Source organism: Streptomyces sp. NPDC001903, from assembly GCF_042891345.1.
GTDB lineage: Bacteria > Actinomycetota > Actinomycetes > Streptomycetales > Streptomycetaceae > Streptomyces.
This window is the reverse complement of sequence record NZ_JBIASZ010000009.1, coordinates 120,264-132,655: the sequence shown is the minus strand read 5'-3', so window position 1 is coordinate 132,655 and position 12,392 is coordinate 120,264. Positions and strand designations below refer to the sequence as shown.

The following is a 12,392-nucleotide window of genomic DNA, read 5'->3' as shown; positions in this document are numbered from 1 at the left end:
CCATGTGCCGTGTGGTCGACCTGAAGCAGGCGGTCCTCGCCAAGAACGACTCGGCCGCGCACACCCTGCGCACCGAACTCACCGCCCGCGGCACCACGGTGGTCAACCTGCTGTCCAGCCCGGGCAGCGGGAAGACCGCCCTGCTGGAGCGCGAACTCGGCCTGGCGCGCGAGCGCGGCGTGCCGGTCGCGGCGCTCACCGCCGACCTCGCCACCGAGAACGACGCGCTGCGGCTGGCGCGTTCGGGCGTCCCGGTCAAGCAGGTGCTCACCGACGGGCTCTGCCACCTCGAAGCCGCGATGCTCGGACGGCACCTCGACGGCTGGCTGCCCGAGGACACCCGGCTGCTGTTCGTGGAGAACGTCGGCAACCTCGTCTGCCCCGCCTCGTACGACCTCGGCGAATCGCTGCGCGTGGTCCTGGCCTCCGTGACGGAGGGCGAGGACAAGCCGCTCAAGTACCCGACGGCGTTCGGGCTCGCCCAGCTCGTCGTGGTGACGAAGACGGACATCGCGCAGGCCGTGGAATTCGACGAGGCGGCCTTCCGCGCGCACGTCCAGCAGGTCAACCCGGGGGTGGAGGTGGTGCTGACCTCGGCCCGCGGCGGCGAGGGCGCGGGCATCCTGCTCGACCGGGCGCTGGCGGTCGGCGCCGGCGGTGCGGTGCACGCCCCGGTCATGGCCCAGCAGCCCCCCGCACACCACCACCATCACCACGCCGAGGGCCACACCCACGCCCCGGGCCATGCGCACGAGCACGGCACCGGCCATGCCCATGAGCACGGCCCCGGCCATGAGCACGGCCCCGGTCCCGGCCCCGGGCGGGGTCCGGGCCACGACCACGGCCCCGGCTACCGGCACACGCATCCGCACTCCGGCGTGGTGCCGACCCGCTGATGGACGCCGTGGAGCGCCGCCGGGTCACCGTGCGCGGAGTGGTGCAGGGCGTCGGCTTCCGGCCGTACGTGTACACCCGCGCGACCGGACTCGGCCTCGCCGGGCACGTCACCAACACCCCCGAGGGGGTCGTCGCCGAGGTCGAGGGCGCCCCGGCGGCCGTGTCGGCCTTCTGCGAACGGCTCGCGGCCGAGGCCCCGCCGCTGGCCGTCGTCGACGCAGTCGACCACCACGAGGTGCCCGTCTCCGGCGGCGCGGGCTTCGCCATCGTCGCCTCCCGCTCCGGCGGCCCCGCCCGCACCCTCGTCTCCCCGGACGTGGCCACCTGCGCCGACTGCCTCGCGGAACTGGCCGATCCGGCCGACCGGCGCCACCGGCACCCCTTCATCACCTGCACGCACTGCGGCCCCCGCTTCACCATCGTCACCGGGCTGCCGTACGACCGGGCGCACACCACCATGGCCCGCTTCCCGATGTGCCCGGACTGCGCCCGCGAGTACGCCGACCCCGCCGACCGGCGCTTCCACGCCCAGCCGGTGGCCTGCCCCGCCTGCGGACCCCGGCTGCGCCTGCTCTCCGGTACGCCGCCGCGCGAGGGGGCCGGCGCCGACCCGGTGGCCGAGGCCCGCCGGATGCTGGCCCGCGGGGCGATCCTCGCGGTCAAGGGCCTCGGCGGCTACCACCTCGCCTGCGACGCCGCACACCCCGCGGCCGTGGCCGAGCTGCGGCGCCGCAAGGCCCGCGGGGACAAGCCGTTCGCCCTGATGGCCCGCGAACCCGCCGACATCGAGCACCTCGTCCACCTCGGCCCGGCCGAACGGGCCCTGCTCACCGGTCCGGCCCGCCCCATCGTCCTGATGCGCCGCCGCCCCGGGGCCGCCGCGCAGGGGTTCGTCGCCGAGGCCGTCGCCCCGGGCAGCCCCGACCTGGGAGTGATGCTCCCCTACACCCCCGTGCACCACCTGCTGCTCGGCCTGCCCGGCGATCCGCCCGGCCCCCGGCTGCTCGTCATGACCAGCGGCAACCTGTCGGGCGAGCCCATCGTCACCGACGACACCGAGGCCCTGGACCGGCTCGGCCGGCTCGCCGACGCATGGCTGACCCACGACCGGCCCATCCACGTCCCCTGCGACGACTCCGTGGTACGCGTCTGCGACGGCGAGGCCCTGGTGCTGCGCCGCTCCCGCGGCCACGCCCCGCTGCCCCTCCCGCTGCCGCTGTCCGTACCCGCCGCGCTCGCCGCCGGCGGCGACCTCAAGAACGCCTTCTGCCTCGGCGAGGGCCGCAAGGCCTGGCTGTCCGCCCACATCGGGGACATGGACGACCTGGCCACGCAGTACGCCTTCGAGCGCGCCGAGCAGCAGCTGGAGTCCATCACCGGCGTCACCCCCGGACTGCTCGCCGTCGACCGGCACCCCGGCTACCGCTCGGGCCGCCTGGTCCGCGGCCGCGCCGCCGGCCGCCCGGTCGTCGCGGTCCAGCACCACCACGCGCACATCGCGTCCGCGATGGCCGAACACGGCCGGGACGGCGCCGACAGGGTGATCGGCGTCGCGTTCGACGGGACGGGGTACGGCGACGACGGGGCGGTGTGGGGCGGGGAGGTGCTGCTGGCGGACTACGCCGGCTACACCCGGTTCGCACACCTCGCCTACGTCCCGCTGCCGGGCGGCGACGCCGCCGTGCACCGGCCGTACCGGATGGCCCTGTCCCATCTGCGTGCCGCCGGGCTCGACTGGGACCCGGACCTGCCCTGTACGGCAGCCTGCCCGCCGGAGGAGCTACGGCTGCTCCGGCGCCAGTTGGAGCGGAACCTGCACTGCGTGCCGACCTCCAGCATGGGCCGCCTCTTCGATGCCGTCTCCTCCCTGGCGGGCGTCTGCCACCACGCCGGGTACGAGGCCCAGGCCGCCATCGAGCTGGAGGGCGCGGCGCTCGCGGCGTCCGGGACACCGGCGGACGGCGGATACGCCTTCGCGCTGCACCCGGGAGCACGCGGCGGCGGGACCCCGGTCACGGCCGACCCGGCCCCCGTACTGGCGGCGGTCGTGGCCGACGTACGGGCGGGCACGGCCAAGGCCCTGATCGCCGCCCGCTTCCACGCGGCCGTCGCCGAACTCGTGGGCACGCTGGCCGTCCTCGCGCGCGAGCGGCACGGGCTCGACACCGTCGCCCTGACCGGCGGGGTCTTCGCCAACACCGTGCTCTCCTGCGCCTGCGCCCGCCTGCTGCGCGAGCGCGGATTCACCGTCCTGCGCCACCACCGCGTCCCGCCGAACGACGGGGGGCTGGCCCTCGGCCAGCTCATGGTGGCGGCCAGTGCCCCGCAACACCCACAGCAAGGAGAGGGCCATGTGCCTGGCGGTACCCGGCAGAGTGCTTGACATCGGGGAGAAGGACGGCACCCGCATGGCGACCGTCGACTTCGGCGGTGTGGTCAAGGAGGTGTGCCTGGAGTACCTGCCGGACCTCCAGGTCGGCGAGTACGCCATCGTCCACGTCGGCTTCGCCCTGCAGCGCCTCGACGAGGAGTCGGCCCGGCAGACCCTCGAACTCTTCGCCCAACTGGGCATGCTCCAGGAAGAGTTCGGCGACCCCTGGGAGCGGGCGGCGGCCGAGGCGGGCGTGGCGGACTGGCCCTTCGCCGACGACATCGCGCAGCAGCCGCAGCACGCCGAGGACGCCGCACAGGAGGCGCAGCAGCAGTGAAGTACATCCAGGAATTCCAGGACCCCGAGCTGGCCCGCCGCCTGCTCGACGACATCCACGCCACCGTCACCCGCCCCTGGGCGCTGATGGAGGTCTGCGGCGGCCAGACCCACACCATCATCCGGCACGGGATCGATCAACTCCTCCCCGATCTGGTCGAGTTGATCCACGGGCCGGGCTGTCCGGTGTGCGTGACCCCGCTGGAGGTCATCGACAAGGCGCTGGAGATCGCCTCCCGCCCCGAGGTGATCTTCTGTTCGTTCGGCGACATGCTCCGCGTCCCCGGATCGGGCCGGGACCTGTTCCAGGTGCGCAGCGAGGGCGGCGACGTACGGGTGGTGTACTCGCCGCTCGACGCCCTGCGGATCGCGCAGCAGAACCCGGCGCGCGAGGTGGTGTTCTTCGGCATCGGCTTCGAAACCACCGCGCCGCCCAACGCCATGACGGTGTACCAGGCGAAGAAGCTCGGCATCCCCAACTTCAGCCTGCTCGTCTCCCACGTCCGGGTGCCCCCGGCCATCGAGGCGATCATGACCTCCCCGAGCTGCCGGGTCCAGGGCTTCCTCGCCGCCGGGCACGTGTGCAGTGTGATGGGCATGGGGGAGTACCCGGAGCTGGCCGCGCGCCACCGGGTCCCCATCGTGGTCACCGGCTTCGAGCCGCTGGACATCCTCGAAGGAGTGCGCCGGGCCGTACGGCAGCTGGAGCGCGGCGAGCACACCGTCGACAACGCCTACGCGCGCGCCGTCCGCCCGGAGGGGAACCCGGCCGCCCTCGCCATGCTGGAGGACGTCTTCGAGGTCACCGACCGCGCCTGGCGGGGAATCGGCGTCATCCCCCGAAGCGGCTGGCGGCTGTCCGCCCGCTACCGCGACTACGACGCCGAGCACCGCTTCTCGGTGACGGACATCGCCACGCTGGAGCCCGCCGAGTGCCGCAGCGGCGAGGTCCTCCAGGGGCTCATCAAGCCGCACGAGTGCGAGGCGTTCGGCACCACCTGCACCCCGCGCACCCCGCTCGGCGCCACGATGGTCTCGAGCGAGGGCGCGTGCGCCGCGTACTACCTCTACCGGCGCCTCGACCTCGCGCCGGTCGCCCGGACCGCACCGCTGGAGGCGAGCCCCGTTGTCTGAAGCCCTGTCCGACGCCGTACTCGACGTCACGGGCTGGACGTGTCCGGCCCCGCTGCGGGACCGCCCCCGGGTGGTGATGGGACACGGCGGCGGCGGAGCGCTCTCCGCCGAGCTCGTCCAGCACGTCTTCGCACCCGCCTTCGGCGGCGAGGTGCTCGCCCAGCTCGGCGACTCCGCCGCGGTCACGGTGGGCGGGGCCCGCCTCGCCTTCTCGACGGACTCCTACGTGGTGCGCCCGCTCTTCTTCCCCGGCGGCAGCATCGGTGACCTCGCGGTCAACGGCACGGTCAACGACCTGGCCATGAGCGGAGCCCGGGCCGCCTACCTCTCCTGCGGGTTCATCCTCGAAGAGGGCGTCGAGCTCTCCGTGGTGGCCCGGGTCTCCACGGACCTCGGGGCGGCCGCGCGGGCCGCGGGCGTCGAGGTGGCCACCGGGGACACCAAGGTCGTCGAGTCCGGGCACGGCGACGGCATCTACCTGAACACCGCCGGCATCGGGCTCATCCCCGACGGGGTGGACCTGCGCCCGCAGCGCGTCGTACCGGGTGATGTCGTCATCGTCAGCGGGGAGATCGGCCTGCACGGGGTGGCCATCATGAGCGTCCGCGAGGGCCTCGAATTCGGGGTGGACGTCAAGAGCGACTGCGCGCCACTGGGCGGGCTCGTCCAGGCCATGCTCGCGGTCACCCCCGACCTGCACGTCCTGCGCGACCCCACCCGCGGCGGGCTGGCGGCCGCCCTCAACGAGATCGCGGCCGCCTCGGGCGCCGGGGTCGTCATCCACGAGGGCCGGGTGCCGGTGCCGGAGGCCGTGGGCAACGCCTGCGCGATCCTCGGCCTCGACCCCTTCTACGTGGCCAACGAGGGCAAACTGGTCGCGTTCGTACCCCGGGAACACGCCGACGCCGTCCTCGACGCGATGCGCGCGCACCCGCTGGGCCGGCACGCGACCGTGATCGGCGAGGCGGTCGAGGCCCACCCGGGCCTGGTGGTGGCCCGCACCGGCCTCGGCGGAACCCGCGTCGTGGACCTGCCGATCGGGGAGCAGCTGCCCCGCATCTGCTGAGGCCGGGACCGCGTCGACGACCCGCGGCGGGGCCCGTGCGCCGGGCACGGGCCCCGGTCCGCCGTCAGGGGAGCTCGGGGATGAAGGGCAGGTAGTCCTGTGTGGCCGCGGAGGGCAGGACCGCGTAGCTGGCCTCGGGAAGTTCGTTCCACACGCCCGGGAGGTCGCCGAGCGGCTCGGAGACCACCAGGCGCGTCGCGTCCGAGACCTCCCGCAGGAACGGCAGCTCCGGGTACAGCTGCCGCACCGTTTCCGCCTTGCTGCTGTAGAACAGCGAACGCGACTGGCCCGCGCTGGAGTAGCGGAAGGCCCAGACCCGCTCGCCGTCGCTGACCGCGATCGTCATCTGCATCGGGTCGGCGACCCCGTGCTCCTTGCCCACGCGCTCCACCAGGCCCGTCATCCGGGCGACCGCGCCCGGGGGGTCCTGGTCGAGGCCGAAGGTGACGGCCAGGTAGAACATCACCTCGGAATCCGTGGAGCCCTCGATGCACGGGAACAGGGCCGGGTCGACGGCCATGCACAGATCACGCTGGAGGCGGTGGAAGTCGGTGATGGCGCCGTTGTGCATCCACAGCCAGCGGCCGTGCCGGAACGGGTGGCAGTTCGTCTGCTGGATGGCCGAGCCGGTCGAGGCGCGGACGTGCGCGAAGAACAGCGGCGAGCGGACGTGGGCGGCCAGTTCCCGCAGATTGCGGTTGTTCCAGGCCGGTCCGATGTCCCGGAAGATCGCCGGTGTGCCGTCGCCGTCGGCGCTGTACCAGCCGATGCCGAAGCCGTCGCCGTTCGTCGACTCGACACCCATCTTGGCGTGGAGGCTCTGATCGATCAACGAGTGTTCCGGCTGGTAGAGAACCGCGTCGAGCAGCATCGGCGAACCGGAGTAGGCGAGCCAGCGACACATCCGCATCATCCCTCTCCTGCGCCCCGTACGAGCCTATCGCGGCCGAGCTTCCGACGCTCCGCGCCTTGACGCGCATGCCCTTCATGTGCTTGCGCCGGACGAGTGGCATCTCCCGCCCCGGGCGCCGGAGGGGGTGCGGGCGGCGGACGGGGCGTACATGGGCGACGCAACGGTCGCGGGCGGCGGCCATCGGGGTGCGCGGAACCGCCGGGGCGCTGCGGGCGGTTGCCGGGCCGCCGCTCGCCGCCGCTCGGGCTCTGGCCGCACTGCCGGGCGTACTGGCCGGGCAGTGCGAGCGGCAGCCGGGCGGACCCGGCGGCTCCGCCTGCGCGAGGGCGCGGATCCCGGCGGGGCGGCAGCGCCGCTCGGCTGGTCCGCCGACCCCTGCGTGGTCGGCGTGCCGGACGGGGGCGCGGAGGTCGTAGTCCACACCTTCGCGGCCGCGCCGGGCGGCGCCCCGCGGGGACGGTGCGCGGTGAGCGCCGTACCCGCGCAGGCGTGGTCGGCGGCCGCACTGGTCCTGCTCGCCGGCGCCGTGGAGCGGTTCGCCGGTCTGGCGGGCACGGTGACGGGCGCCATCCTCCTGTTCCTGCGCATGGCCAACGGCCGGCCTTCCTACCAGGACCTCGCCCTGGTCTTCGCGGTGCTGCCCTCGGCCGGGGTGCTGGTCTTCACCCGCTTCGCGGACCCGGTCGCCGGCTCCGGCCCGCCCGCCGGGGGCGGCTGAGGTGGCCGCCGTGCACGTGGTGGCGGCGGCGCTCGTGCTCCTGCACGGGCGCGTGCGCGGCGGCCTGGGGCGGCTGCACGCGCTGGCCCCGGCCAATGGACTCGGCGGCACCGCTGATCGCCTGCGCCGTGGCTGGCGATCGGTCTGCTGCTCGTCGTGGCGGCCGCGACCCGGGCCGTCCTGTCGCGAGGCCGTGCGCCAGGCCGCGGGCCCTCGCGGTGCCGGGGCTCGCCCTGACCGTGCTGTTCCTCGTACTCCAAGCCCCTGACGTGGCACTTTCCCGGCCAGCCGTCCGCACGGCGCTGACACCGCTGCTGATCCTGCTCGCGGCGCGCATGGCCCGCCGCGGGCCCGCCGAGGAGCCCGGCCTCGCCGCGTTCGCCCTGACGGGCTACCGCATCGAAGACGCGAGGCCGCTCCAGGGCGCTCTCACCTTCGGGATCGTCACGTCCTTCGCCGCGTATCGGCTCCCTGCTCGGCATCGCGATGTTGTACGCCCGTACCGGCGAGCTCAACCCCGCCCGCCTCGGGGAGCGGCTCGCCGGGCAGCCCACCGACGCCCTGACGGTCGTCGCCTTTGCTGGCCGCAGCGCCACCTGATCGTCGGCATCGCCCTGCTGACCCCGGCGGGCACCGCCGCCACCGCCGTGTACGTGGCCGGCCACGGCTGCGCGAAAGCGATGCTCTTCGGGCTGGGGGGTGCTGCTCGACCAGTACGGGCGCAGCCTCCACGGCAAGGCGCGGTCCCAGCGGGCCGTCGGCCTGCTGTTCGCCCTCGGCGCCCTGTGCCTGGCCGGGCTCCCGCCGTTCGGCGCGGGCCTGGGCAAGGCGCTCGGCGAGGAAGCGGCGGGTCACGTGCTGCTGCCGGTGTTCCTCATGACCTCGGCGGTGACCGGCGCCGCGCTGTTGCGTGCCGCCGCCCGGATCCTCCGCGGCGCCCCCGAGTACGGGGCCCGCGGACGCCGAGCCAGCGGGGAGGGGGAGGAGCCGGAGCCCTCGGCCGCCCCGGAAGGCACCGCACCCGCCCATGGTCGCGGTTCCGGCCGCCCCGCTCCTGTCGGGGCTGCTCGTCGGCGCGGTTCCGGCGGTCGCGGAGAGTCTCGGCCACGGCCACGGTCCCGGTGGAGTGGATCGCTGCGGGGGCGGGGCTCGGCCTGGGCTCGGCGGCCCTGGCCAGCCGCTGCGCCGCCTGCATCGGGGCTGGGCGGGGGACCCCGGCTGGCCGTGGGAGTGGCCGCCCTGCTGGCGGCGGTGGCCCTCCAGGCGTAGGAGGTGCCCGGCGGGGGCGTCCTACAGCCGCTCCTCCATCCGGATGGCGGACTCCAAATCCTCGTGCGCCTTGCCCGACGCGTCCTTGTCCCGGCCCTCCCGGCCCTCCTCGCCCTGTTGCCGGTCCAGCAGCGCCGCGGCGATCGCGTCGAGTTTGCGCTGGATGGCGTGCTCGGCGCGGCGCTCGGAGTTCTTCAGCAGGGCCAGCAGCAGCAGGGACACGGCAGCCATGGCGTCGCCCGCGAGGTGCTGCCACTCCGTGGGCAGTCCCGCCAGGTGCACCGCCACGAAACCGGCCACCAGGAGCACGCACAGCACGGAGAAGACGGCGGAGCTCGTGAAATTGGAGGCGAGCTCGGCCAGCTTCTCGAAGCGGGCGGCGCGCCCCTCGCCGGCGCGTTCCGCCGGGTGCTGGAGAGCCATGCCCGGCGCCTGCCCACCCGCGCGCTCCCCACACCTCTCGCCCTGCGCACACTGCCGTGGTGCCCGAATTCGGCCAGGCGGGTGCGGGACGGAGGGGTTGGCCGTTTCGCGTCCTTCCCCCCACGGATTCCCTGTGGTGGCATGTGCATGCCGAAATTCGAACCGGTTCCGGTTCCGATTCAGGTTTCCGGTGCCACCGGATAATTGAATGGAGAAACAAAGATGTTGCTCCGCAGATTCACCGTCGGCGCGGCGGCCGCGGCGTTATGCGCCCTGGCCGTTCCCGCGCAGGCCGACACCCCGTCCACGCCGCCCGGCAGAATCACCGTCGAGGTGGTCGGAGTCAACGGTTCGGGATGCCCGCAGGGGACCGCGGGCGTCACCACCGCCTCCGACAACACCTCCTTCAGCGTCACGTACAGCAACTACCTGGCCCAGGCCGGCGCCGGCTCGGGCGGCACCGAGTTCCGCAAGAACTGCCAGCTCGCCCTCCAGGTCCACGTACCGCAGGGGTTCACGTACGCCATCGCCCGGGCCGACTACCGCGGCTTCGCGCACCTCCAGCGCGGGGCGTACGGCCAGCAGCGCGCGAACTACTACTTCCAGGGCATGCCGCAGACGGCCCGCACGAACCACCAGTTCGGCGGCCCGTACTCCGACAACTGGCAGGCGAGCGACCAGACCGACTACCAGGACCTGGTCTTCGCGCCCTGTGGCGAGGAGCGCAACCTCAACGTCAACAGCGAACTGCGGGTCTACGCGGGCACGTCGAACCCGCAGGCCCTGAGCTTCATGAGCATGGACTCGACGGACGGCAGCGTGAGCACGGTCTACCACTTCGAGTGGAAGGAATGCCCGGCGGCGGCCTGACGCGGCGTGAGCGCAGGAAACACCGATCGATGATCAGGAGTGACAACGATGTCTCATTCCCTGTCTCGTACCCTGCTCACCGGTGGCGCGGCGGCCGTGCTGATCGCCACGGCGGCGACCTCCGCCGGGGCCGCCGGCCACACCCCGCAGATCACCGCCCCGCCCGACAAGATCGTGATCGAACTCGCCACGGTGAACGGATCGGGCTGCCGGGAGGGCACCGCCGAGGTGGCCGTCGCGCCCGACAACACCGCCTTCACCGTCACCTACAGTGACTACCTCGCGCAGGTGGGCCCCGGCGCGCCGCCCACGGCATTCCGCAAGAACTGCCAGCTCAATCTCCGCGTCCACGTTCCTTCGGGATTCACCTACGCGATCGTCCAGGCGGACTACCGCGGATTCGCGTTCCTCCAGCCCGGCGCGTGGGGTCAGGAGCGGGCGAACTACTACTTCCAGGGAATGCCCCAGACGACCCAGCGAACCCATCAGTTCAACGGTCCGCACAACGACAACTGGCAGGCGAGCGACAAGACCGAGTATGCGGATCTGGTCTGGGCGCCGTGCGGGGAGAAACGAAACTTCAACATCAATACGGAACTGCGCGTGAATGCGGGAACGTCCAATCCGCAGACCGCCACGAGCTTTATGGCCATGGACTCCACGGACGCGAGCGTGAGCACGCTCTACCACCTCGCCTGGCAGGTCTGCCCTTCGCCGAGATAGCTCCCGCGCCACCGCCTGACGCCCAGCCCCGTACCCGGCGGATCCGCCGGGTACGGAGCCGGGCCGCGCCGCGCCGCTCAGGTCAAGCCGCGCCGCTCAGGTCAAGCCGCGCCGCTCAGGTCAAGGGGCGCAGCCGGGACGCGGCGTGGTGGGAGACCGCGGGGAGGGCGGGGGCCGGGACGGTGGCGTCGGAGCCGAGGGCGCTGCCCGCCTGCCAGGCCCGCCAGTCCAGGTTCCAGTCGCCGAATCCGTTCTCGAACGGAGCCATCGGCTCGCCCTCGCTGTTGACCACCTGCACGATGTCCCCCTCCCGTACGGTCTCGAAGAACCAGGCCGCCTCCGCCGTGCTCATGCCCGTACAGCCGTGGCTCACGTTCTCCTCGCCCTGCGAGGCGACCGACCAGGGCGCGGCGTGCACGTATTCGCCGCTCCACGTCACCCGCGTCGCGTAGAAGACCGGCAGGTCGTAGAACTCGCTCGTACCGCGCTTGATGCCGACGGAGTCCCCGCGCATCCGGACCTGGTACTCCTTGCGCAGCACGACCTTGATGCCGCTGCGCGTCCGGAACCCCGCCTTGCCGGTGGTGACCGGGATCGTCCGGATGACCTTGCCGTTGCGGCGTACGGTCATCTCGTGCGACTCGGCGTCGGTGACCGCCTCGATCCGGTCCCCGACGGTGAACTCCGTGGAGTCGGAGGGGCCGCCGTAGTCGTGGTCGCCCACCTCGACCCCGTCGAGACCGCTCGTCACGTGCACCTCCGCGTGCGCCGGCCAGTACGTACGCGGCCGGTAGTGCAGCGTCGAATCGTCCACCCAGTGCCAGCCGCCCTCGACGGCGGGCTCCGAGGTGACCTGGAGCGCCCGTTCCACCCGGGCCCGCGCCGTCCGGTCGGCGGCGGGGACCGGACGGCTCAGGGCGGCCGTCACGATCTGGCCCGCGCCGTACGTGCCGGGCCGCGGGCCGAACTCCACCGTGAGCCGGCCCTCGTCCGGGGGCGGCGAGGTCCGGAAGGCCAGGGTGACGCCGACCGGGGTTCCCGCCGCGTCCTGGGCACCCACGTGCACGGTGTAGTGCTCGCCGGCCCGCAGCGGCTCGGTGTTGGTCCAGTGGCGGCTCCTGGGGGCGAGTTCGCCCCCCACGTAGCGCCCGTGCCCGTCGCGTACGGTGACGTCGGTGAGCTGCCCCGCCTCGGCGAGCGCGATCTCCAGCGGACCGCCGGAGTTGGTGGGGAGCAGGACCGTACGAGCCTCCCCGCCCGCCCCGCGGGAGGCCGGCCCGCGCAGCACCGCCCCGGCTCCCCGGGAGGTGGCCCGTACGCGCTGCTGCCGCCAGCCGGTGCACAGGCCGTCGCGGAAGGCCTCCAGCGCGCACCGCGCGGCGATGCCGCCGTCGCCCTGGTCCAGCGCCCGGCCCACGAGCAGGGTCACGGCGGCGTCCGGGCCGCCGGGCGGCCGCCCCGAGGCGTCCTGCCCGGGGGCCCGGCCCGGGGCCGCGGCGACGACGAGGGCGGCACCGGTCACGGCGGCCACCACGCTCCACGTCCTGCTCCCCGGCGCCCCCAGGGCCCGTCGTACCCGTCGTTCCTTTTGTGCACGGTGCGTCGATGACATCGCCACGCAGCCTTCCCAGCTCGCCCACGGCCCGTTGGGAGCATCAAAACGATTGCGCGG

The 12,392-nt window shown here is 73.7% G+C and carries 12 protein-coding genes and 1 pseudogene; 10 read left to right on the top strand and 3 right to left on the bottom strand.

The annotated features are described in order from the left end of the window. Positions 1 to 2: 2 nt before the first annotated feature. From hypB to hypE, 5 genes are all read left to right on the top strand, one after another. Entirely contained in the window at positions 3 to 896 is an 894-nt protein-coding gene (hypB, locus tag ACFYZS_RS21365; RefSeq protein ID WP_389014716.1) for a hydrogenase nickel incorporation protein HypB, read from the top strand. Beyond that, complete coding sequence (hypF, locus tag ACFYZS_RS21360) at positions 896 to 3,280, top strand: carbamoyltransferase HypF (protein ID WP_389014713.1); 2,385 nt, start codon at positions 896 to 898, stop codon at positions 3,278 to 3,280. Before hypB ends, hypF begins: the two co-directional genes overlap by 1 nt. Further along, a complete protein-coding gene (locus ACFYZS_RS21355) occupies positions 3,249 to 3,605 on the top strand; it encodes a HypC/HybG/HupF family hydrogenase formation chaperone (RefSeq protein WP_389014710.1) in 357 nt (118 codons plus the stop codon). Before hypF ends, ACFYZS_RS21355 begins: the two co-directional genes overlap by 32 nt. Beyond that, positions 3,602 to 4,738, top strand: a complete 1,137-nt coding sequence (hypD, locus tag ACFYZS_RS21350; RefSeq protein ID WP_389014707.1) for a hydrogenase formation protein HypD — start codon at positions 3,602 to 3,604, stop codon at positions 4,736 to 4,738. The genes ACFYZS_RS21355 and hypD overlap by 4 nt, the downstream gene beginning before the upstream one ends. 76 nt (positions 4,739 to 4,814) lie before the next feature. Next, complete coding sequence (gene hypE, locus ACFYZS_RS21345) at positions 4,815 to 5,804, top strand: hydrogenase expression/formation protein HypE (protein ID WP_389015168.1); 990 nt, start codon at positions 4,815 to 4,817, stop codon at positions 5,802 to 5,804. Positions 5,805 to 5,868: 64 nt separating this feature from the next. On the opposite strand, the gene ACFYZS_RS21340 is transcribed toward hypE, so the two are convergent. After that, positions 5,869 to 6,708, bottom strand: a complete 840-nt coding sequence (locus ACFYZS_RS21340) for a class II glutamine amidotransferase (protein WP_389014704.1) — start codon at positions 6,706 to 6,708, stop codon at positions 5,869 to 5,871. A 289-nt stretch (positions 6,709 to 6,997) separates the two neighbouring features. On the opposite strand from ACFYZS_RS21340, the gene ACFYZS_RS21335 reads away from it, so the two are divergent. The 3 genes and pseudogenes from ACFYZS_RS21335 to ACFYZS_RS21325 all read left to right on the top strand — a co-directional run bounded on the left by ACFYZS_RS21335 (position 6,998) and on the right by ACFYZS_RS21325 (position 8,704). Continuing rightward, positions 6,998 to 7,435, top strand: coding sequence for a monovalent cation/H+ antiporter complex subunit F (locus ACFYZS_RS21335; protein ID WP_389014702.1), 438 nt, complete (start codon positions 6,998 to 7,000; stop codon positions 7,433 to 7,435). 95 nt (positions 7,436 to 7,530) lie between these two features. Further along, a pseudogene (locus ACFYZS_RS21330) lies at positions 7,531 to 7,761 on the top strand (hydrogenase subunit MbhD domain-containing protein); the annotation flags it as partial. A gap of 373 nt (positions 7,762 to 8,134) precedes the next feature. Further along, positions 8,135 to 8,704, top strand: a complete 570-nt coding sequence (locus tag ACFYZS_RS21325; protein ID WP_389014699.1) for a hypothetical protein — start codon at positions 8,135 to 8,137, stop codon at positions 8,702 to 8,704. A 21-nt stretch (positions 8,705 to 8,725) separates the two neighbouring features. Here the strand turns inward: ACFYZS_RS21325 and ACFYZS_RS21320 are convergent, their stop codons facing one another. Continuing rightward, the gene (locus tag ACFYZS_RS21320; RefSeq protein ID WP_389014696.1) at positions 8,726 to 9,127 is read right to left on the bottom strand and encodes a hypothetical protein; all 402 of its coding nucleotides are present in this window, start codon (positions 9,125 to 9,127) and stop codon (positions 8,726 to 8,728) included. A 222-nt stretch (positions 9,128 to 9,349) separates the two neighbouring features. Here ACFYZS_RS21320 and ACFYZS_RS21315 point away from each other — a divergent pair, with 222 nt between their 5' ends. Together ACFYZS_RS21315 and ACFYZS_RS21310 are read left to right on the top strand one after the other, a co-directional pair. After that, positions 9,350 to 9,997 carry a DUF4360 domain-containing protein gene (locus ACFYZS_RS21315; protein ID WP_389014693.1) on the top strand — a complete coding sequence of 216 codons (648 nt, stop codon included), beginning with the start codon at positions 9,350 to 9,352 and terminating at the stop codon, positions 9,995 to 9,997. 48 nt (positions 9,998 to 10,045) lie between these two features. Continuing rightward, a complete protein-coding gene (locus ACFYZS_RS21310; RefSeq protein ID WP_389014689.1) occupies positions 10,046 to 10,720 on the top strand; it encodes a DUF4360 domain-containing protein in 675 nt (224 codons plus the stop codon). Positions 10,721 to 10,835: 115 nt separating this feature from the next. On the opposite strand, the gene ACFYZS_RS21305 is transcribed toward ACFYZS_RS21310, so the two are convergent. Then, positions 10,836 to 12,242 (bottom strand): Ig-like domain-containing protein, encoded by a 1,407-nt coding sequence (locus tag ACFYZS_RS21305; RefSeq protein ID WP_389014686.1) that lies wholly within the window; start codon positions 12,240 to 12,242, stop codon positions 10,836 to 10,838. Positions 12,243 to 12,392 lie beyond the last annotated feature (150 nt).

What these genes read in the sequence shown, in the direction of transcription:
- hypB (WP_389014716.1), top strand. Translation starts at nt 3, where the DNA reads ATGTGCCGTGTGGTCGACCTGAAGCAGGCGGTCCTCGCCAAGAACGAC.
- hypE (WP_389015168.1), top strand. Translation starts at nt 4,815, where the DNA reads ATGGGACACGGCGGCGGCGGAGCGCTCTCCGCCGAGCTCGTCCAGCAC.
- ACFYZS_RS21320 (WP_389014696.1), bottom strand. Translation starts at nt 9,127, where the DNA reads ATGGCTCTCCAGCACCCGGCGGAACGCGCCGGCGAGGGGCGCGCCGCC.
- ACFYZS_RS21315 (WP_389014693.1), top strand. Translation starts at nt 9,350, where the DNA reads ATGTTGCTCCGCAGATTCACCGTCGGCGCGGCGGCCGCGGCGTTATGC.
- ACFYZS_RS21355 (WP_389014710.1), top strand. Translation starts at nt 3,249, where the DNA reads ATGTGCCTGGCGGTACCCGGCAGAGTGCTTGACATCGGGGAGAAGGAC.
- ACFYZS_RS21310 (WP_389014689.1), top strand. Translation starts at nt 10,046, where the DNA reads ATGTCTCATTCCCTGTCTCGTACCCTGCTCACCGGTGGCGCGGCGGCC.
- hypF (WP_389014713.1), top strand. Translation starts at nt 896, where the DNA reads ATGGACGCCGTGGAGCGCCGCCGGGTCACCGTGCGCGGAGTGGTGCAG.
- ACFYZS_RS21340 (WP_389014704.1), bottom strand. Translation starts at nt 6,708, where the DNA reads ATGTGTCGCTGGCTCGCCTACTCCGGTTCGCCGATGCTGCTCGACGCG.